At 40.6% G+C, this 23,505-nt stretch carries 11 protein-coding genes; all 11 read right to left on the bottom strand.

What is annotated here, in order from left to right; genetic code table 11:
- Window positions 1-116: 116 nt before the first annotated feature.
- The 11 genes from G525_RS0109410 to G525_RS0109350 all read right to left on the bottom strand — a co-directional run bounded on the left by G525_RS0109410 (window position 117) and on the right by G525_RS0109350 (window position 23,431).
- Entirely contained in the window at window positions 117-2,597 is a 2,481-nt protein-coding gene (locus G525_RS0109410) for a DUF4982 domain-containing protein (RefSeq protein WP_051209872.1), read from the bottom strand.
- Window positions 2,598-3,026: 429 nt separating this feature from the next.
- The gene (locus G525_RS0109395) at window positions 3,027-4,373 is read right to left on the bottom strand and encodes a glycoside hydrolase family 27 protein (protein ID WP_245577763.1); all 1,347 of its coding nucleotides are present in this window, start codon (window positions 4,371-4,373) and stop codon (window positions 3,027-3,029) included.
- A complete protein-coding gene (gene lacZ, locus G525_RS0109390; protein ID WP_027125946.1) occupies window positions 4,363-7,476 on the bottom strand; it encodes a beta-galactosidase, LacZ type in 3,114 nt (1,037 codons plus the stop codon). Before lacZ ends, G525_RS0109395 begins: the two co-directional genes overlap by 11 nt.
- 115 nt (window positions 7,477-7,591) lie before the next feature.
- The gene (locus G525_RS0109385; RefSeq protein ID WP_027125945.1) at window positions 7,592-8,242 is read right to left on the bottom strand and encodes a GDSL-type esterase/lipase family protein; all 651 of its coding nucleotides are present in this window, start codon (window positions 8,240-8,242) and stop codon (window positions 7,592-7,594) included.
- Window positions 8,243-8,346: 104 nt separating this feature from the next.
- A complete protein-coding gene (locus tag G525_RS20645; protein WP_051209881.1) occupies window positions 8,347-11,706 on the bottom strand; it encodes a glycoside hydrolase family 2 TIM barrel-domain containing protein in 3,360 nt (1,119 codons plus the stop codon).
- Window positions 11,707-11,955: 249 nt separating this feature from the next.
- Complete coding sequence (locus tag G525_RS0109375) at window positions 11,956-12,168, bottom strand: peptide-N-glycosidase F-related protein (RefSeq protein WP_245577762.1); 213 nt, start codon at window positions 12,166-12,168, stop codon at window positions 11,956-11,958.
- Between the two features lie 192 nt (window positions 12,169-12,360).
- The gene (locus G525_RS0109370) at window positions 12,361-14,103 is read right to left on the bottom strand and encodes a RagB/SusD family nutrient uptake outer membrane protein (protein WP_027125943.1); all 1,743 of its coding nucleotides are present in this window, start codon (window positions 14,101-14,103) and stop codon (window positions 12,361-12,363) included.
- A 12-nt stretch (window positions 14,104-14,115) separates the two neighbouring features.
- The gene (locus G525_RS20640; protein WP_051209871.1) at window positions 14,116-17,250 is read right to left on the bottom strand and encodes a SusC/RagA family TonB-linked outer membrane protein; all 3,135 of its coding nucleotides are present in this window, start codon (window positions 17,248-17,250) and stop codon (window positions 14,116-14,118) included.
- Between the two features lie 225 nt (window positions 17,251-17,475).
- The gene (locus tag G525_RS0109360) at window positions 17,476-18,654 is read right to left on the bottom strand and encodes a PNGase F N-terminal domain-containing protein (RefSeq protein ID WP_027125942.1); all 1,179 of its coding nucleotides are present in this window, start codon (window positions 18,652-18,654) and stop codon (window positions 17,476-17,478) included.
- A 227-nt stretch (window positions 18,655-18,881) separates the two neighbouring features.
- Window positions 18,882-21,101, bottom strand: coding sequence for a GH92 family glycosyl hydrolase (locus tag G525_RS0109355; RefSeq protein WP_027125941.1), 2,220 nt, complete (start codon window positions 21,099-21,101; stop codon window positions 18,882-18,884).
- Complete coding sequence (locus G525_RS0109350) at window positions 21,098-23,431, bottom strand: GH92 family glycosyl hydrolase (RefSeq protein ID WP_084647735.1); 2,334 nt, start codon at window positions 23,429-23,431, stop codon at window positions 21,098-21,100. Before G525_RS0109350 ends, G525_RS0109355 begins: the two co-directional genes overlap by 4 nt.
- Window positions 23,432-23,505 lie beyond the last annotated feature (74 nt).

The following is a 23,505-nucleotide window of genomic DNA, read 5'->3' as shown; positions in this document are numbered from 1 at the left end:
ACTAATAATTAGACACTTGATTTTTTATAAGCGACAGCAACTTCTAATCATTTCAGTTATAGTTTTACTTCAAAAGCCATCAAATCCACTCAAAAAAAACTTAGTCTATAAAGTCACTATTGCACTGCGAGCTCGATTTTTGCCGGCTTCAGTCCCTTTCCAGAAACCGTCAACTCAACCCTCCCTTTATTTTCGCCCGACTGCACCAACACCACCAGCTTTCCACTGAACAATTTCATGGTGGGCAGATGGAATAGTTCCAAAGATGTTGCATCGCCATTTGCCGCTGCTCGATACGATCCAGCACCTTTTACTTTAAACTTTAACTGATGGGTAGCGGTGGGGCAGGGAATTCCGTTTTTATCCACCACGGATACGGTGACAAAAGCCAAATCCTTGCCGTCAGCGTCCAATTGTTTTCTATCGGTTGCTAATATTAATTTGTAGGGTTTCCCCGCAGTATGGACTTCCTCTTCTGCAGCAGCTTGCCCCTCCTTATCATAAGCGACCACCTTAATGGTACCCGGTTCATATTTGACATCCATCCACATCAGGCGGTACCGATGGGTTGGCGAGCTTTTATTCTTTTTCTGAACGCCCATGCTTTTGCCGTTCACAAACAGTTCAGCACTGTCATAATTGGTATAAACGAAAACCGGTGTGACCTCACCCTCACGTCCTTCCCAATTCCAATGGGGCAATACATGCAAGGTTTCATCTTTTGTGTTCCAACGGCTTCTGTACAGATAAAAACGATCCTTGGGCAAGCCGGCCAAATCATTAATCCCGAAATAGGAACTTCGCGATGGCCATGCCGTATCGTACGGCGTAGGCTCTCCCAAATAGTCGAAGCCAGTCCAGACAAATTCGCCAATCACCCAGGGCTTGTCATCCTGTAACACAAAATCCTCATCAGGGATGTTGGACCAGCTACAGGCTTCCAAATCATAGGACGATGATTGAAAGTCATCATATTGTTTCATTTTTGCCGGTATTACGGGAAATTTATAAATCCCTCGGGAACTCACCGTCGAGGCGGTTTCCGATCCTAAAATCAACCCTTGGGGAAAGGCCTTGTAAGCCTCTTCATAAAGATGCACCCGATAATTGAGACCAGGAATGTCCAACACCGCCCCAAAGCCTGAGGCCATGGTGGCTTCTACCTGATCCATACCCACGGTTACGGGGCGGGTGGGATCTTCACGGTGAAAAATGTCCTGTAGCCATTTGGCACGTTTGGCGCCGTCGCTTCCCCATTGGTCTGGCACTTCATTACCCGAGCTCCACATCACAATACTGGGATGGTTGCGGGTGGCGCGAACCAAATTGACAATATCCTTCTCCGCATCGGTATCAAAATAAAGATGGTAGCCGTTTTCCACTTTCGGTTTTGCCCATTCGTCAAAACTTTCGGCCAAAAACATAAACCCCATTTCGTCGCATAATTCCAATTGCTCCAATGACGGCATATTGTGGGAACTTCGGATGGCGTTGGCCCCCATATCCTTTAAAATCCGTAATTGACGGCGTAAGGCTGAGGTATTGACAGCGGTGCCAATGGGACCCAAATCATGGTGCAGGCAGACGCCTTTAAATTTGATGATCGAATCATTAAGGCTGAAGCCTTTTTCTGCTTCGTAGCTGATTTTGCGAATGCCGAATCGGGTTGTGGTTTCATCTTTTAAAAGATCGCCGGAATAGAGCTGGGCAATCGACGTATATAAATAAGGGGTTTCCGGGCTCCATAAGATGGGATTTTCAACGGCGATATTCTGCTCAAATTCGTTCCCATACCTAGCTTGGGTCGTATCGACCGCTATTGTTTTTCCGGTAGCATCCTTAATTTGCGTGATTAGTTTAAGATGCTCCCCGGAAGCTTTCGTTTTGACATTGACCTTGGCTAAATCAGAAGTAATTATTGGTGTGGTTATAAAGGTGCCCCATTGATCGATACTGGCGGTGTTCTTAACGATCACCCGAACATTGCGGTACAATCCCGCACCAGGGTACCACCTCGAGGACAATGGCCTGTTGGTCAGTTTAACGGCTAGGAGGTTGTTTTCGTTGCCACGGATATGAGCGGTCACATCAAAATAAAAGTAGCTGTACCCATAATTCCAGCTGCCCACTTTCTTGCCATTCAAGAAGATTTCCGGCTCGCTCATGACACCTTCAAACAGTAGGATGACCTTTTTTTCGTCGGAAAAATTCGGGATGGAAAACTGGTTGCGGTACCACCCCACTCCTATATAGGGCAAGGCTCCGGTGCGCCCGGTTTTTTCGGTAGCGACCTTTTCACCATTTTGGACAATGGCCACGGTCTGTTTGTCAATCTCTTTATCGAACGGGCCTTTGATGGCCCAATCGTGGGGGACGGTAACGCTTTCCCAATTGGAATCGTCAAACGTTGGCGAAAAGGCATCTTTCACATCGCCTTTATGGAAGCGCCAGTTTTTTTCTAGCGTCAGTACATTTCTAGCTGACTCCTGACTGTAAACAACACCCGTAAAAAGCAAGCTAACCAGCGCTAAAATGAAGTACCTGAGAGTATGAACATTTTCTTTAGAGAGCTGTTTTATTAACACTTTTATATTCATTCTTAGTAATTTGATTTTACTTGATTATTTGATACTTCATATAAGTGATGTGTGTTTTTGTACTAAACATTGATGTGTTTTTTGATTGAAAAAAGTTGATCAATAAAAAATTCAAATCGAACAAATAAGATTCCAGTTTTTGCAATTAGTCCTACCCACCCATTCTTTAACACTAATTTTGTACCTATTGCCACCAGACTCATTTCTAATTATAGCGAATTCGCCATAATTAAAATCACGATTATTTAAATTCTCCCAAGCTGCCAGATATAATCTTCATCCTTGACCTTGGTAATTGATATTTCTAAATCCTTAACTTTTAATTTTTGGAATTTACTCATAGATCAAGGTTTAAAACTCATTAAACTTTATGCAGTATTCAAAATTAATTAATTGTCACAATTGATTTGGCTATCGATGATTTCTTAGCTACTTATCCTGAAAACTATTAAAAGGCTTTGAAGTACCGTCCAATGTCAACACCACCACCCCATATGGCGCCACTTCAAAACCCAAGTTTTCCTTGGTCGATTTATCAAAATCCTTCTTTGCCCATACATCGCGGTAACTATACCCTTCTGAAGCGATCAGGCCAACAAGGTCCAGATCAAAAGAGATGGTTGCTGGTTTATCCGACCGGTTCAACAAGGCCACTGCCACTTTGCCGCTCATGGTAGAAACCAATGGTTTTGCCCAAACCTCCAAATCGCCGTTGTCCACCAACCTACGGGCTTGATATACTAACGGATCTTGGTTTAAAGCGATAATCTCTTTATTGGTTAAAATGGCGATGGTTTCGTCGGTCATATATCGCAAGTCATTCCCTGCCAAAAGTGGCGAGCTCATCATACACCACATGCTAAAATGCGTTTTATCTTCCTCATACGTCATCCCACGTCCCACTTGCAACATGTCCATATCATTGACATGGCCCGGCGAGGCATATTTCCAAAGGTCAGCGTTCAAATCGATAATGTGCAGAATGGAATTAAAATCATTGCTAATATCCCCCGAGATCCGCCAGGAATCGGCAATTTGAAGCGCCCAAGTGCCCGGGAATTCCCATCTACAGATATTAACAACGGTGTTGGGCTTGATTTCCTTAATGATATTGGCAATTTGGGTGTAACGGGTTTCTTCATCCAGGCCCAACCAATCACCACCGCACCAATCGACTTTGATAAAATCATAATTCCACTCGTTGAGCATCAATTTTAAATCCTTCCGATCGTGGCCCATAAGTCCTGAACCCACGCCAATGGTATCCTTGTCCCAATGTGAGGCACAGGTGTTGATCCCGGCATCGGAATAAATTCCCGCTTTCAGCCCTTTGGAATGGATATAATCCGCAACCACTTTCATGCCGTTGGGGAACCGTTCGGGATGCACCAGCAAATCGCCCTGGGCGTCGCGACCTCCAAAAAATCCGTCATCGATATTGATGTACGAATAGCCCACATCGGCCATCCCGGAAGAGACCATAAAATCGGCTTGGGCCTTGATCACCTCTTCGTTGATGTCCACATGGAAGTTGTTCCAGCTGGACCATCCCATGATTGGGGTTTGGGGTTTATGGATTTCCTGTGTGTTAAGCTTGCTTGCGGCAAAAGGATTTATATCCCGTTCTTTCTCCCAACACGAGGTCAAAACCAAAAGCACTACCAACAGACCGTATCTCATCATTTTATGTCCATAAAAAACAATATCGACCTTCGGGATAACATAGAAGGTCGATATGGAGTTGTTTTGATTGATCTTTACTATGTTATTTTTCAATAGGAACCATCCAATAGGAATAGGAATAATCCTTGTAAGGCAATCGATATTGCTCCAAAGGCAATAATCCCCAACTGTTGATACTTCCCAGGCCTTGTTGGAAGCCGTCAATATTGACATACACTTCCTTACGAGGATCAATTTCTCCGGCATGCTCCTGCTGTCGCTCGTCGCCACTGTGCAAATCGTCTTCACTATAATTAAGTGCCTGCACAAAAAATGGTGTGTCACTTAAAAACCGTATTCCAGAACCGTCTTGCTTAGTGAGTGACGCCCATCGTACTTCCATTTTATTCCCGTTTTCTTGCGGACGTAGGTATGGGAAATATTGCTCAGCAATCGTTTGTTTGTACAACCCGACCTTAGCCGCATGCTGTCTATCCGTATAGGCCTCAAAAGGGCCTTTTCCGTAATAAGTAATGTTCTTATAAGCTTCTGGCAAGACCAATTTATTACCGAATTTGTAAAAATTTGGGTGTTCCCCCTTTAAAGCCTTTAATTCATTGGTCACTTTTACAGCACCGTTACCATCCACTACGTATGTTTCAATTAATTTGGCATCGCCATCAAACAAATTCCTGGTAAAGGTGATTTCAACTTGGGTTCTTGAAAGTTGCTTGGCTGAGGCAGTCAACTTGCCCGAAGTACCGGCATCCTTCCAAATTTTATAACTTTTTTGGGTTCCTGCACCGTAGTCATTATCGGTAGGCGCTCTCCAGAAGTTCACTACCGGACCACTTTCTAAAAGACTTTTGTTTTTAAATGTGTAATCTGTTAAAGTGCCTTCTTTTTGATTGAATATCAGTTCAAAGTCGGTTCCGGTAACGTTTATGATATCACCCTTCGTTTTAAAACTCACCGCCGCCGTGGCTGCTTCGGGCAGTTCAACCTTAGCTTCCTGTAATTGGAATTGCTCATAAGCTATTCGATAACCCGCTTTCAATAAAGGCTCGTCTGCTTTTAATACCGCAGATACATTAAGGAAATATTCAACACCGTCTTGAAATTGTGTTTTAAAAGGAATTTTAATCGCTTTTTTAGTTTGCGGTGCATAGTCCAAATCATTTAGTGTTCCAGACTCGACGACTTCACCATTAGCAATGACTTCCCAATTTAATTTGTAATTAGACAAATCCCTAAAGAAATACCAGTTTTTGATGTCAATCAAACCTTTGGAAAGATCGTTTTCATAAAACTTAATATTCTGTTGGATATGCGCCACCTCATGGATGTGTGGATTAGGCGTACGGTCTGCCTGTACCAATCCGTTGAGTAAAAAGTTGTTGTCACTTGGCGTGCCTTCCGGACCAAAATCCCCACCATAAGCAAAGATTTCCCGGCCATTTCGTTCGATCCTAAGGCCTTGATCTACGTAGTCCCAGATAAAACCACCTTGAAGTTTATCGTATTTCTCATATAAATCCCAGTATTCCTTAAATCCGCCCATACTATTTCCCATGGCGTGTGCATACTCGCACTGCACCAACGGCTTGGTTCTTCTGTCGTCCTTGGCATAGGCCTCCACATCGGCCGGCGTGGCGTACATAGGCACAAATAAATCTGTATTCCACTCGTGGACCGCGCGTTCATGCTGCACTGGCCTGGTATCGTCAATTCTTTTAGCCGATAAATAGGCTTGATAAAAATTGTAGCCATTTCCAGCTTCGTTGCCCAAGGACCAAATAACGATGGAAGGATGGTTTTTATCCCGCTCCACCATTCGATTGACGCGTTGCAGATGTGCTTCCAACCATTCAGGATTGTTGGCCAGGGTCCTGTCCAAGGCGTACCCCATTCCGTGCGATTCAATATTGGCTTCATCTACGACATAAATTCCATATTCATCACACAATTCATAAAAATAGGGATCATTGGGATAATGTGCGGTACGGACGGCATTGATGTTATATTCTTTAAAAATCTGAACATCCCTTAACATGTCTTCACGGGAAATGACGTGGCCAGTATCAGGATCATGCTCGTGACGGTTGACCCCTTTGAAGAGGATAGGCTTACCGTTGAGCAGGTAATTGCCATCTTTTACTTCGGAGGTCCTAAAACCTACTTTTTTGGAAATGGCCTCCAGCACGTTGCCTTTCTTGTCCTTGACGACAATATCCAGGACATAAAGATCCGGAATTTCGGCCGACCAGGTTTTTACCTTGGGAAGGATTTTATTGAAGGTGAAGGATTTTTTTGTATCGGGAGCCAACTCGAAATTGGCCGAATTTGTATAAACCGATTGGTTGTTCTTGGACAGTTCAACGGCAATGGATCCACTCTGTTTTTTGGAATCGCTGCTTTTAAGATTGACCGATAGATCAAATACCCCATCGGTATAATTGTTTTCCAATCCGGCCTTGGCAAAATAATCGGCCAATTGGATTTTTGGTCGTGCGTACAAATAAACATCGCGTTCAATGCCCGAAATTCTCCAGAAATCCTGACACTCCAAATAACTGCCATCACTCCAGCGGTACACTTCCAAGGCAACGGTGTTTTTACCCGGTTTCACAAAGTCGGTCACGTTAAATTCTGCCGGAAGCTTAGACCCTTGGCTGTAGCCTACTTTCTTACCATTGATCCAAATATAAAACGCCGATTTTACCGCGCCAAAGTGGATAAACAGGTCTTTCCCATTCCAATCATTGGGAACATCAAAGGTTCTCTTGTAAGATCCTACGGGATTATCGCCATCTGGAATCTCCGGCGGATTTAAAGGTCCTTTTTGGAACGGATAGGTGGCATTCACATAAATAGGAACCCCAAACCCTTCTACTTCCCAGTTGGAAGGAACCTTAATCGTGTTCCAGTTTGACGTATCATAGTCTTCTTTATAGAAATCGGCCGGTCGTACGTCAGGCGTATCACTATAATTAAATTGCCAAGTGCCATTTAATAATAAATAGTTTTCAGCTTTTGACATATCGTCTTTCTTTCCCAATTCCAAAGAATTGTACGGAAAAAAGGTGGCGCGTGCATCCAATTTATTTATGCCCACAACGGCAGGATTTTCAATAACCGGGTCGAGCGTTTGCGCCGCAGCGGGACGTAATCCCCAGAAAAGCATAACAGCGATTAGAATTGATTTAAAGATGTTCATTTCAACAATGTTTTTAGATATTATGATAAAGTATTTTGTTCTTCGGATTATTTTTAAACCGAGCCAAGGGTGTCTAGTGTCCATTTACAGCTCACAATGGCTTGAGGGTTTTGTTTTAATTGACATATTTATATATGATCTTCTTCCATTTTTGATACCCCTCTTCCGTGAGATGCAACCCGTCGTGCGTGTATTTTGGTTTCAGGTGCTTTTTTCCATCGCTCATCGGGGTATGCAGATTAATATAATTTATATCATAGTCTTTTGCAAGCGCTTTTAATCGTTTATTGGCGGCCATAATTTTTTCATGGTTGTTTTTATGTCCGGGGAATTTTTTTCCAACATTAGGATTTATCGGTAAAATGCTTTGCAGGTATATTTTGGTGTCTTTGGATTGCTCTTTTATTTGGGCAATTATTTTTTCGGTGTTTTCCAAAACATAATCGATGCTTTTTCCTTTGGCCATGTCATTTGTTCCCACCAACAAGAACACTTTGGACGGTTGTGACGCCGTCACTTCTTCCAATCGGAATAAAATGCCGTCAGTCACATCCCCACTAATCCCTCTGTTCACTACGTTTCTATCGGGAAACAAGGCTTTCCAATTGCCACCTTCGGTGATACTGTTGCCTAAGAATATAATTTCGTCCGGTGTGTCCACACTTTTCTCAAATAATTCCTTTCTTTCGTAATAGTGCTTCGAGTAGGTTTGGGCAAATCCAAAATTCACCACTAACAGCACAACGAGAATCAGAAGTTTTTTCATCTTTTAATTATATAGTGTTAGTCATCTATTCATCAACCCTCAAAGAAACATTACCATTTGTTTTACCCCATTCACCTTTGCCTCTAGCGGTCTGTCCAATAGGGTTAGTTTTGATTGCTGTATAACTTGCTCCATTCTACAAAATCCTTTACAGTTCCGTTTTTAAAAGGAACCAAATAAAAACTGTAGGCATGTTTTTCCTGTCCTCGGATCAGGTATTCCTCTTGTGGTCTACCTCCCCAGCTATTATCTCCTGCCACCCCACGTTGTCCCAAATCAATATTGAGTTGCACTAAATCTTGTTCTTTTATATCATTGATATGTTTGGACGCATTTATTTGCGGAATCCCATCCGTTCTAAATTCTTCCTCCAAATTTTCATTCCCACTATAAGCGATCCCAGAAGTGGTATCAAAATCTTCGTTTGGCATGTGCAAGGCACTCATACCTAAACCTTGAAATTGGTTTTGTGCCACCACTAGCAAACCATTGTTGTTAGCATCTGTAAACGCTGACCAGCGCACGTCTGTTTTATAACCATTTTCTTGTGGTCTTACGTAAGGCACGTACTGATCTTTAACTTTTGACTCATAAACGTCAAGAAACGCAGAAGCTTTTCTATCCTGATAGTTTTCCCAAGGGCCACGACCAAAATAGGTCATGTTTTCGTAAGCCTTCGGCAACTGCATGCGCATGCCTACCCGTGGCAGATCGGCTTTATACTCGGTTTCGTGAAGGGTATTGTCGATTTTAATGGCACCATTCCCCAGAATGTGATATTCCGAATCAAAAGTGGTATTGACACCTGGCAAGTTATAATTCACATTAATGGTAACACTGCCATCATTATTGGTTTTCGAAGTTAACTTTGCCACTTTCATAAATAGCGAGGCTTTTTTCCATTCGATATTTTTGGCTTGCATTTGGCTACCAAAATCATTATCCGTTGGGGCGCGCCAAAAGTTTGGTTTAGGGCCATTTCCGTCTTTCAATAGCTCAGTCCCTTCATAAACGTAAGAGGTTATTTGTCCTTTTGTTTTATCAAAAACAACTTTCACGTCCGCATTGGTAACCTCTAAAGTTTCTTTGGAGTCCTTAATTTTTAAAGTGCCTTTCGCATCCAGCTTCGTGCTTTCTTTTTTATACTTGCCTCTCAATGAAAATTGCTCATGGGCCACTTCATAGCCTTTTGGAAGTATGCCCCAAGGCGCTTTCGTAGTTGCTGAAATCTCTAAAAAGTATTGGGTGTTTTCTTTATAATCCACATCCTTTAGGGACACTCTAATTAATTTGCCGGTATGTGTTTCCACCGATATATCTTCAATGGGAATGGTTTTTAGAACCTTACCATCTGCTTTTATTTCTGCAGTAAAATTGAATTGATTGAGATCCGTAAAATCATATAAATTCTCCACCAAAATTCGGAGTTCGTCATGACGGTTTACACCATGATCCCTGAAATTGATAAATTCGTGTGCTTTTTTAACTTCAAACAACCCAGGCTGTGGCGTACGGTCCGGGAAGACAATACCGTTATTTAAAAAGGTATTATCGGTGGGCATATTCTCACCATAATCGCCGCCATAGGCATAAAAGCGTTCGCCTTTTTCATTGGTTTTCCAGATCGATTGATCTACCCAGTCCCAAATAAAACCACCTTGGAGGTTGTCATATCGTTCAATAATATCCCAATAATCCTGAAAATTTCCCGTACTGTTTCCCATCGCGTGGGCATACTCACTCGGAATATAAGGCCGGTCCGTTTTGGTCCTTCCTACCGCTTCAAACGTTGCTGGCGTTGGATATTGCGGCACGAGTATATCCGTATTGGTATCCATGTCCCAAATGCTGCCATCGTAATCTTTATAAGGGCGCTCGTACTGTACAGGACGTTTGGTCTTATCATTTGCTTTCATGGCATCATAACCTTTGAAGAAATTCACCCCATTTCCGGCTTCATTCCCCATGGACCAAATAATCACCGACGGATGGTTTTTGTCGCGTTTTACCAAACGGACCATTCTATCCACATGTGCGTTTTCCCAACTTGGTTTTTTTGCCAAGGAATGTTCGCCGTAATACATGCCGTGCGATTCAATATTCGCTTCATCCACGACATATAAACCATACTCGTCACAAAGTTCATAAAACCGGCGTTGTTGTGGGTAATGGCTCAACCGTACGGCGTTGATGTTGTTTTCTTTCCAAAGCTTGATATCTTTCATGATCAAGGCTTCAGGTACCACATGCCCGGTTTCCGGATTGGTTTCTTGGGTATTCACTCCTTTTAAGGTGATGCGCTGCCCGTTGACCAATAACAACCCTTGTTTGATTTCAACCGATCGAAACCCTATTTTAGAGGTCGTCACCTCTCGGGTCTTTCCCTTACTGTCCTTGGTTTCAATAAGAAGGGTGTACAGATTAGGATGTTCTGCACTCCATTGCTTCACCTGGGGAAGGGTGGCAGAAAAATTGAATTCATGTTGTTTTGAACCGTTAATAGTAAAAGATTTGGAATCTGACGCCACAGTTTTTGAGTCGGCGTCCAAAATTTTATAAGACACACTGCCTTTATCCGATTTTGAATTGGCATTTTCAAGAGTGACATCCAATTCAAATACCCCATCTTTATAAGCCCCATCCAAGATGGACACCACTTCATAATCCTCAATGCGCAATTTGGGTTGGGCATACACATATACGCTGCGCTCAATACCGCTAATCCTCCAAAAATCCTGGGCTTCCAAATAAGAACCGTCCGTCCATCTAAAAATCTGAATGGCAATTTTGTTCTTTCCCGTATGTGCCGCGGCTGTAATATTGAATTCCGCAGGTAATTTACTTCCTTGCGAATAGCCAATGTATTTGCCATTGAGCCAAACAAAACCACCGGATTTCATGGCACCAATCTGCAAGGAGATTTCCTTGCCTTCCCAATCGTTTGCTATCGTAAATTCGCGCACATAAGTTCCAACAGGATTATATTCGCTGGGAACTTTCCCAGGATTGGCAGGATAGATACGGTCCACAAGTTCCATATCATCGGCCACCATGGCTTTATAATCGGAAAATTCGTACTGATGGTTCACGTAAATAGGAATCCCGTAACCTTCCACTTCCCAGTTGGACGGCACTTTGATGTCATCCCACGAAGAGACATCCTCATTGGGATTCATGAATGTAGTTGGTCTGTCTTTGGGATTTCGTACCCAATTGAATTTCCAGATCCCATCCAGTAATTGGTAGTATTTTGGGGTATTGTCCAACGCATCCTTTTCTGAAGTAAACGAGGTGAAAGAGGCGTGTGCGTCCATTTTGTGTTCGCTGATCACGGCCTCGTTCATAATATAATCCACGTAATCTTTAATAGGATCTTTAGCTTGACCATTAACGTTTAAAACGGCAAAGCAGATAAATACGATTTGCAATACACCTAAAACTTTTTTTCTTGAAAATGTGATCATTTGTAAAATATAAAGTGTGAATACTATAAATTGAAAACTCATTCTTTCGTGAAATCTTACAAGTAGAACATCGCAAAAAACACAGAATTTTCGATGTCCTATAGAGTGAAAAATTTCAAAAAAATCTAAGTGACCAATTTACTCAAATTATTACCATTTGCCTCGGGTATTCCCTAATAAATCTACGAAAACGTTTTCTTAAAAGGCACTTTTCAAAAGGGCTGACACCTTGTTTTATAGGATACTTTTCTATTGATAGGTCAAATAAGCAGAAACCAACCAATGATTCAATTTATCCCCATCAACAGGGGTGGCTGGAATTTTTATTTTGACATTGAAATGACCCGCTTTCAAATCTCCTAAATCTACAACCATCGGTTCCACAAAAGATCTTGGACACCAATTGGAACGTGATAAATCAAAAGAAACAATGGGCGGCTTGATGCTTAGATTAAACGCCAATACCAACGCCGCTTGCCCCTATTATTGATCGATCTTGAAAAACAAACAATTTCAACCTGATTGTTCTAACATTTACAGTGTACGATATTGTAGTAGTGCAAACTACAAAAAAATCCCGCCAATACTATTGAGCGGGATTAATCAAACTAACTATTATCAAATTAAAAACTTAAATATAATCTTCTCTTTAGTTTATTCCCATCCTGGATTCTGTACTAGACTCCCTTGGCTCAAAACTATTTGTTCTGTAGGTATTGGAGAGAGATAATCTCTTCCAAGTTTAAATCCATAACCCTCTGGAATTGTATTTATATATGGATCAATGTAGCCTGATGAATTCACCAATATTGAGGCATTAATTTCCTCAGAAAATTCAGCTTCCATATCACTACCGATAATCTTGAAGCCCATTAATCGCTTTCCAACGATGAGTTCATCTGCTGCTGCCCAACGCATTAAATCATCAAAACGCTTTCCTTCCAAAGCTGTTTCTACGCGGCGTTCCCTTCTCACCTCATTGATAAGATCACTTAACCCAGGAAAAGCTTTGTTTGGATCTGAAACAGGAGTTATACTTAATGACGGCATCCCAACACGCGCTCTTAGTAAGTTAATGGAGATATCAAGATCGCCTTGAGTCAAACTTCCAAGTTCAGCCTTTGCTTCTGCATAATTAAGGAGCACCTCAGCGTATCTAAAAATGATGGCACCTGTATAACTATTCGTTCTTTGGTCATTATCTGTAGTTCCTCCCTTGTAAATTTGATACCCGGTGGTATTTGTAATTTCATTATTTCCTCTGAAGGTTGGAAATTCAAATAGTTCATCTGGAACACCAGAATTTACGGTTAGCAAATCGCCAGGAGTAGCAATTGTTTGCCTCAGTCTAGGGTCTCTATCTTTTATAATAGTAGTCAAACTGCTTTCCTGACTGGCACTATACAAAGGACTTACTGAAATAGGCTGTCCATCAATAGCTAAGTATGAGTCTACCAAAGATTTGGTCACACCTGTACCTGAACCCGTATGAGGAAGATAATGTCCTACATAATGACTTACGCCATCTGATACATTATATTTTTTCCAGAACATGACTTCAGAAATTCCAGAATAATCAACCTGGTTAAACAAATCCCAATAGGTTTTAGCCGTTCCATTATTATAAATAGAGTATTCTCCTTGATTGATTAGCATTTCAGCTGCATCAGCCGCCCATTGTAAAAATTTCGTGCTTTCATTTTCTGGTGCTGCAAAATCATCACCGGTGTGATACTTTTCCCAAGTTCCTTCATAAAGACAAACCGACGATTTTAAAGACAGGGCAATACCTTGGTGTACCCTAAATTTCTCTGCAGTACTTCTTGGTTTTAATTTGGCTATCGCCTTATCCAAATCTTCAACAATTTTTGTTGCCAATTCATTTCTTGGCATTCTTGCTGTATAGAGTTCAGGGGAATCCGTATTCAGAGTCTTGTCTATATACGGCACGCCTCCATATCGTTTAAGTAGATTATAATAAAACATGGCTCTAAAGAAATACGCTTCTCCATCATAATGGTCTATTAATGCAGCATCACCTTGTGCCGTTCCACTATTTTCAAGGTAGAAATTCACACTTCTAATCAATCCGTATCCGTTATTCCAAGAACCATCTGATGTTGGTGCATTAGAAGATGTTCCAACAAACCGATTGTTTATAAAAATATCTGCAAGGTTGTCACTATTGTTATCAAACTCAAAGATACCACCGTTGTATCCATTGTGTACAGGAAACGAGGTGTAGAATTGGTTGAGGAAAAGTGCCAAGTCATTAGGAGTTTTCCAATACGCCTCAGGAGAAATTTCGTCTTCGGGCAGTTTATCCAACAGGTCATCTGAACAACCAATACTGAAGGTCAGAATAAATATTAATGCAATGAATTTTGTATGTTTCATAATATGATGTTATTAAAATTGAATATGTAGACCAAGAGAATATGACTTTTGGAGTGGATAAATTTTTCCATTCCCCCAACTTCCTCCAGTAGCTTCTGGATCAAAAATTGTTGACATTTTAGTGAAAGTAAATAAGTTTTCTCCAGCCATAAAAATTCTAAGTTTTTTAAGATGCAGTTTATCTAAGATATCTGGAGAAAAACTATACCCAAGGGTTATATTTTTCAATCTCAAATAAGCGCCATTTTGTAAATATCTGGTTTGGACTTCTTGATTTCGCCATGCACTTCTGAAGGTTGGTCTAGGTAAGAATGCGCCAGGGTTATCGACAGACCAATAATCTTTATGCTCCTCAAATCCGGCAGATTGCCATTGGTTGCCAACGGCTCCAAAAGTATAGGCGTCTCCAGTCCATACTTCTCTTTTTCCAATGCCTTGCCAAAACATTGAAAAGTCAATTCCTTTGTAGTCGATACCTGCAGTAAAAGAATAGAGATATCTAGGCGTTGAGTTGCCTATTACCTTTAAATCTCCCGGATCGTCTGAAGTAGATTTACCCCAATCAACAAAGCCATCGCCGTTGAGGTCATTGTAATGTACATCACCAGGAAACCATTGACCACCATAAAACTTGGATAGGTCTGGACCATTATCTATTTCGGTTTGGTTTTGATACAAACCTATAGTTTCAAAACCCCATATTTCACCAAGTGTCTGTCCTTCACGATAAGTGTTCAGCAAATTGTTTGGATTACGGTATTTAGTGACTTTCGTTACGGCATCAGATAGAATGAGGCTAACATTATAATTCACTTCTCCCAAATTGTCTTTCCATTGGATACTAAAATCAAACCCTTTGGTTTCCAAAGAGGCGTTGTTAGATTGTGGTGATGTGGTACCTAATATTGCAGGTAAACGCTCTGCCGGTCCAAACATATCGTCAGTGGTTCGTATGAAATATTCAAAAGTTGTTTGCAAACGGTTATTAAAGGCTGCAATATCAAGACCGAAGTTGTCCGTTTTTACAGTTTCCCAAGTTAAATCTGGAGTAATTAGACCCGGGGTTAAAGTGTAATTAGGTCTTCCGTTATTCCCGATCCACCAAAGATTGGTCCTAATAGGCATTTTTTGTATGTATGGATAATTAACGATATTACCTCCTTGATCCTTCACATTTTGGTTTCCAATGGATCCAGTTGAATAACGAATCTTGAACATATTTACTTTGTCAAGAGGCCAAAAGTCTTCTTTGGCAATATTATACCCAGCAGAAATTGATGGGAAAAAATTCCAACGACTATCTGCAGAAAATCTTGAAGAAGCATCGTAACGACCATTCACTTCAAAAAGGTACTTTTCTTTATAATTATAGTTCAATCTTCCAAAATACCCTTGAGTTGCGAATGCCCCTTCGGAATCACTCACGTTATCCTCACCTACTGCGGTTGAAATGGAAGGCACATTGTCAGTAATCAAGTCATTTTTAGAACCTTGTATGGCACTATAATCGGTATTCTCCTGTTGAAACCCTAACAGCCCCGTAAAATTATGAGTATCATTAATGGTTTTATCATATGAAACGACTACGTTAGGCGAGATATAGTTGCGTTCATACGCATACCGAGCAAAACTATTATTTTGTTGAATTAAACGTTCCTGACCATCTGGTTCAATAACGCCTACTTTTGCAGTATGCGAAGAAATATTAGTAGTCTCCCGTTGGTAATACAAACTTGTTTTGATCTTTAAATCTTCTATCGGTTCAAATATCAAATCAATACTTGCACTCGTGTTGAAATCTCTTTTTAAACGTCTCCCACCATCTAAAAGAAAAGGAATTTCAGAACCATCACTATAACTACCATTTGGCATCACCACACCGTTGGTTGGCCATCTTCTGGCGATATTATGAAGATAAAGACCGGGATCATAGCTAGGCCTGTCCAAATCTTCTCGAGACATCCTCAAATTGGCGTTCACAGTAAACCAATCATTCATCTTACTTGAAACCTTACTGTTAATGGTATAGCGTTGGTATTCGTCGTCTCCAAAATTCATAATACCTGGGGCGTCAAAAAATGAGCCCGACACGTTGTAGTTCAATTTCTTTTCATTTCCAGAAAAACTAAGATTGTGCTGTTGACGCATAACCATACTCTTATACATCACATCAAACCAATTTGTATTGGCATTGGAACCGTTATATTGCTGCCATTGGGTACCTGCCTCATTAGCAACTGTTACCGGTGTATTTATCGGATCTGCGATATAAGCTCTTATTCGACCCAAAACGGCATCACTAAATATAGGTGCACCTCCACCATTAGTAGCTGCTAAGTTAAAATAATTGGCAAAATCCAATGAATTCATCATATCCGGAATGCTCGTTGGCGAAGAATAAATATAATTATTGGAGTAGGTTATTTCATGCCCTTGAACCCCTGCGCCACTCTTAGTCTTCACTAAGATGACACCAAATGCTGCACGAGACCCATAAATTGCTGAAGACGCGGCATCTTTCAATACAGAGATGCTTTCAATGTCGTTTGGGTTAATATTATTCAAACCTGAAGGATCATTTAATGGAATATCATCAACGATCACTAATGGCGCACCAGTTCCTTGAAGATTACCAACACCACGGATGCTAATGTTCATACTAGAACCAGGTGAACCTCCACTATTTCCTACACTTAACTGTAGTCCGGGAGCAGACCCCTGAATGGCTTGCATGACGTTGCTCACAGGTCTATCTTCTAAAACCTCAGCATCAATCGTGCTTATTGCACCAGTAAGATTACCCTTTTTCTGTGTTCCGTAGCCTACTACAATAACTTCATTCAATCCTTCACTCTGCTCTACCATAGCTACATCAAGTGCGGTTTTGCCACTTACGGAAATATCCTGTGTAGCGTAACCCACATAACTAAAGCGAAGCGTCGCTCCTGAGCTGACCTCAATTGAATAGTTTCCATCAAAATCAGAAACCACCCCTTTGCTTGTTCCTTTTTCCGTAATGTTGACTCCTGGAATAGGCCCTCCATTATTGGCATCGGAAACTGTTCCTTTTACAGTGACTTGAGCTTCAACGGAAACAAATCCGAACAGACAAAATACCACCAGTATCATGCTTAATTTTTGAATCATAAAATTCGTATTAGAGTTAATTTTTAAGTATTATGTAACACATAAGGCAATAATACTTAAAACTATGTTAAAAACTGTTCTAATTCGTCAGACAACCAATCAACTGCCCTACATAGCAATTTATAAGGGTCGAGTGGAATTTTAAGCACTTCCCATTACAAAATCAGCCAATCATTAAAGTTTTTTAATAATTGGCTGATTAAATTAAATCTTAAAAAGGTGTTTTTATTCGTAAGTCAAATAAGCAGAAACCAACCAATGATTCAATTTATCCCCATCAACAGGGGTGGCTGGAATTTTTATTTTGACATTGAAATGACCCGCTTTCAAATCTCCTAAATCTACAACCATCGGTTCCACAAAAGATCCTGGACACCAATTGGAGCGCGATAAATCAGAAGAAGCAATACGCTCTTCAATCTCCTTAACTTCGTATTTTCTGGTTTCAGAACTGATATAGGAAGCTGAATCCTTTTTGATCCATACGCCTGATGTTGGGTTAAAGCGTCTAAAGGAGGCACAATCATCACGCCAAGGGATGGTATCTAATACCAATTTGTCATCAAAATAGACGCTGTTTTTGATTTTGATGAATTCATCACCACCGCTATGACCACCGTGTCCTGTAGTGATATAATGTAGTTTGACATTTTTTGCATCCTTTTTTAACTGAATGGTCTGCTCCAAGTCTTTATGAGCAAAATTGTCAGGAATTTGCTGTCCGCCAACATAAGGGATGGTATTTACTAAAGGCAACACTTTTACTTTCTGTTGTTTTCTATCGGAATAGGTCAATTCCATATCAAAGTCATAACCTTCTGCAGTCCAAGTATCAATCCAAACACCCACATAAAACGTACCTGTGACCAAGCTTTCCAAATCGGTAATATCATGTTCCCAAACCACTTGTTTTTCCCAACTTGGGATATAAACTGGTTTTCGATATTTCACTTTGTTATCACTGTAATGACCAACACCAAAAGGGGTCATAAATCGCATCAATTCCACAACAGGATTATAGTTTTTGCCAGTGACGAATCCGGCGTATTTATCATCGACATAAGAATCGGCCGGAAATTTTTCGCTCTTTTCCGCAATGGAAAGAATGGATAGTTTTTCTGGATCGGTGACCACAAAGCAAGATCCGGATTTGTCCCATCGATCACCAGCGGAACGCACGGTCAATTTGATTTTTACATCAGTTCCATTGGCAAATGTGGGCACCGTCACTTTTTTGTAGACCAAACGTCCGTCCATTAAACGGACGGCTTCGGCATCCTTGCCTTTTTCTCCACTAAAATTTAGAGGTTGCTTTTCAAAGACCTTGTAATTTGAGGGTTTTTGTGCGTTGGCAGAAAAGAGCGTCGCAAAAAGGAATGTTATGAGAAGGGATTTGAGTTTCATTTTTAATGGTGTTTATTTAATTTAAAATCTTTTTAAAACTTATAAGGATTTGTTTCATGAGAAGGCTGTTTAAACATTTACATAGCCTGCTACTAACCTCCAATATATTGCCACAAATTCACGAATAAATGAGTTCAGCTCATTTAAATTTTGTGAGTATTCAAGGCTAAATGCGCATTTAGGTGTTTTTTATATTTAGATTTTGTTAATTGGACAGACCTGTGTATTTACTTTAAAATTACTTTAAGTGTTTTAGCGTTTACCAATTCGTCATGGGTGATAAAATAACCCTTGTGCTTTTTTCCGTTGATTAAAACTTGGTTAATCCGACCTTTTCCAACTTTTTCGATTACCAATTGCTTATTTTTATAATATTTGGGATCTAATTGAATGGTGATTTTATCGAACAATGGCTTTGTAATGGTGTATTTTGGGTCGCCCGGAGACACGGGATAGAAGCCCATCATGGAATAGACCGCCCAAGCCGACATAGTGCCGGTATCGTCATTTCCAGGAAGCCCCTCAGCCGTGTTTTTAAAATGTTTCCTGACCAGTTCTTCAACCATTTTCTGACTGCGCCATTCTTCACCTTTCACATAATTGAAAAGATACGGATAGGAAATTCCAGGTTCGTTAGCCATATCAAATTGCTCGGTATCAAAGATCTTTTGCAACTGATCCGTAAAGCCTTTATTGCCACCCATCAATTTAATTAATCCAGGTATATCATGCGGAATCATGAACGAATATTGCCAAGCATTCCCTTCAATGAATCCAACGTTTTCAGCAAAGTTAGCTCCAGCGTTTGGATCAAAAGGCTCGTACCATTCACCGTTTTGTAATCTTGGCCGCAACATTTTTAAATCTTTATCGAAGAGCTTTCTATAGGATAATGAGCGGTTTTCAAATCTTTTATAATCGTCTTTTTTACCCAATGCATTTGCCAATAAAGCTATGGCGTGATCCGCCGCATTATATTCTTGGGTAGTAGACACGGAACCGCCATGATCGGTGGTGACAAAACCTTTTTCGATATAATCTTTTAGACCTGGTCGCAACGGATTGTTCTCAAGTTGATCGGCGCTTTTCAACATAGCTTCGTAAGCCTTATCAACATCAAAATCCTGAATCCCTTTTAAGTACGTATCGGCAATGACAATACTTGCCGGATCGCCCACCATGGTAAACGTTTCGGTGGAATTCAACTCCCATTTCGGGAGCCAGCCGTTTTCATCGTACATCTCCAACATGCTTTTGATCATATTGCTTTGTTGCTTAGGATATACGAGCGCTAATAACTGGTGCACATTTCGATAAGTATCCCACAAAGAAAACACCGTATAACGCGTGCCCTTGGTGTTCCCGATTTTTCCGGTTTTAATTTCTGGATAATCGCCATTCCAATCGTTTAAAGTGTTGGGATGGATTTGAGTGTGATACAATGCCGTGTAAAAAATGGTCTTATCTTCCTTTGTGCCGCCTTCTACTTTAATTTTTGAAAGCGTTTCATTCCATGCGTTATGAGTTTCCCTATAAACATCTTCAAACGACTTTCCTCCAGTTTCCTGTTCTAAGTTTTCACGTGCGTTTTCAATGCTCACATAACTTACGCCAATTTTAACCTCAATAGTTTCTGGCTTGTCGAAATTATAACTGAAATAACTTCCAATGCTATCGCCCACCACCATTTTGGTCGACTTTTCCATTATTCGTGTTTTGCCATTATAACCCATCCATTGCGCTTCTACGCCTTCATATAGCCCGGGTTTTTTCCAAACGCCAAAATTGTCTGCCGGTTTTGAAAACTTCGCCACAAAATAGACGGGATAAGCAGCTTCTGGACTGTTATAACAAAAGGTGCCCACAGAGCGCATGCCTTGAATTTCGGTATCAGATACAACTTGCACCATGGCACCTTCTTCATTGGTTAATCCCACGCCCAAATTCAATAAGATATTGGCTTGTCCTTTTGGAAAGCTGAATTTGCTCACGCCCACTCTTGTAGACGCTGTAAATTCTCCTTTAACATTGTATTTATCAATTTGCGTACTGTAATATCCTGCTCTTGCGACTTCATCTTTATAGGTAGAACCATATTTGAGATGATTGGTTTCCAATTCACCTGTAGTGGGCATCAATAATAAAACACCTAACTCTGGGCAGCCCACGCCACTTAGATTTACATGGCTAAAACCGGTTAAAAAAGTGTTTTCATGCACATACGGATTCGACAACCATTGGCTATCCTTTTCTAACGTATTCTGTGGTCCGGCAACATTAAACGGACTAATGCTGGCCATACCTCTTGGAGCAATAGGACCGGGAAAGGTGGCGCCATAGTTGGAGGTTCCAATAATTGGATTGACATAATCGGCGGGTTCTTCCTGTGCGACAACACTAAAATTGCCACAAAAAATCAAGAGAATAAATAATCTGAATTGTTTCATTTTTTAGGTTTATTTTTTGAAGTGCTTAAGGAATATGGTACGCTTTCATTGGCAGTTCCCCAAGTTTTATTTGGAGTCGCCCCCATATTAAAATCCAATGTGCCTCCGTTTTGAACGGCGTCAAATTTCAAAAAGGTATTGTTGTATGGCGCTCCGTTCAATGTAGCATTTTGAATATAAACATTTTCTTCTGAATTGTTCCGTGCAGTAATTTCGAATGAATTTCCGTTCTCTAAATGAAGGGTCGTTTTTTTAAACAGCGGACTCCCTATCACATATTCATCAACGCTTGGGGTTACTGAATAAAAGCCCAAAGCACTAAACACATACCAGGCCGATGTTTGTCCATTATCCTCATCGCCACAATAACCATCTGGAGTTGCCGCATATAATTTTGTCATTACATTTCTAACTTTCTCTTGTGCCTTAAAAGGTTGGCCCGCGTAATTATAGAGATAAATCATATGCTGAATCGGTTGATTGCCGTGAGCATAATTACCCATATTGACAATTTGCATTTCTCTGATTTCGTGAATGGTAAACCCATAATAGGAATCATCAAATTTAGGGGGCATTTCAAATACCTCATCCAATTTCCCAACAAATGCGTCTTTTCCGCCCATTAAATCAATCAGGCCTTGAATGTCGTGAAACACTGACCAGGTATAATGCAAACTGTTGCCCTCCGTAAACGCATCACCCCATTTTAAAGGATTGAATGGACTTTGGAAACTGCCGTCTATGTTTTTCCCACGCATCCACTTGGTTTCTGGATCGAACAGATGCTTATAGTTAAGCGACTTTTTATAGTATTTTTTGGCCAATTTGGACTTTCCCATCTTTTCAGCCATTTGTGCAATAGTAAAATCGGCAAATGCATATTCTAAAGTTCGGGCGGCATTTTCATTGATTTTAGCATCATAAGGCACATATCCTAAAAAATTATAATAATCCAATCCCGCCCTTCCTACAGAATTTACCGGGCGTCCATCAGCAATAGTAGCGTTTTTAAGCACCGCTTCCATTAAAATTTCAAGGTCCATTCCTTTAGCGCCTTTTAAATAAGCATCCGAAATAATGGTTGCAGAATTGGAGCCTACCATCACATCGCGATGTCCAGGACTCGCCCATTCTGGCAACCATCCTGATTCTTTATAAGTATTGGCCAAACCTTGCATGATTTTGCCATTGAGCTCTGGATACATCATATTAAAAAAAGGAAATACTGCTCTAAAGGTGTCCCAAAAACCATTGTCAGTAAACATATAACCCGGCAATACTTCGCCATTATACGGACTGTAATGTACCACCTCATTATTGGCATCGTACTCATAAAATTTTCTTGGAAACAATAACACTCGGTACAAGCTCGAATAGAAAGTTCTAATATGATCGATGTTATCATCTTCAATTTGAATTTTGCTTAATTCGGTTTCCCATGCTTGTTTTGCTTTTGTTTTAGTAGCATCAAAGTCATCTGCTCCTATTTCCCTTGACAGATTTAATTGGGCTTGCTCAGGACTGATAAATGAAGACGCTACTTTGACGTGGACCGTTTCGCCCTTTTCAGTCTTAAATCCAATGATGGCGCCTACATGCTCGCCTTCGCTTTCGGTTGTATTTTCTAAGAGATGCCAGCCTTCTTTCCAAGTATGGTTGACTTCAAAATCGGTATCGAATTCGGCCACAAAATAATTATGGAAATTCTCTGGCACTCCACCACTATTATTCCGAGCGTATCCAATGATTTTACGCTCTTCAGGAATGATTTTTACCATGGAGCCTTTATTAAAAGCATCAAGAATAATATAAGAATTTTCAGATTCTGGAAAGGTAAATTTAAAACTGGCCGCTCTTTCTGTTGGCGACACCTCAGCAGTCACATCATAATCTGCCAAATACACCGAGTAATGATATGGGGTTACGGTTTCTGCTTTATGCGAAAACCACGACTCGCGCTCATCTTCATTAAATTTCAAATCGCCTGTCACTGCCATTAATGAAAATGCGGCATAATCGTTTACCCATGGACTTGGTTGGTGGGTTTGTTTGATGCCGCGAATTTTATTTTCACGATATTTATAGGTCCAACCATCGCCCATTTTAGAGGTCATTGGCGTCCAGAAATTCATGCCCCATGGTGTGGCAATGGCAGGATAAGTATTCCCGTTGGATAAATCGAACGATGAATCTGTTCCCATTAAGGGGTTTACAAAATCGACTAAATCCTTACTGGCGATATAACTGTTGTTCTGTGCAATTCCGTTTGTATGGCTTATAAGGAAAACTAATAACAGGATCCACGAATATTTCATAATTAAATTTGGCATTCTATCGGTATATAATTTTTAGACAAGAATTTCACAGATTTTCACAAATCTATTCGTTCCTTGATAACGTTTAT

The organism is Gelidibacter mesophilus DSM 14095, assembly GCF_000423005.1.
Taxonomy (GTDB): Bacteria; Bacteroidota; Bacteroidia; order Flavobacteriales; family Flavobacteriaceae; genus Gelidibacter; species Gelidibacter mesophilus.
This window is presented reverse-complemented; position numbering and strand designations above follow the sequence as displayed.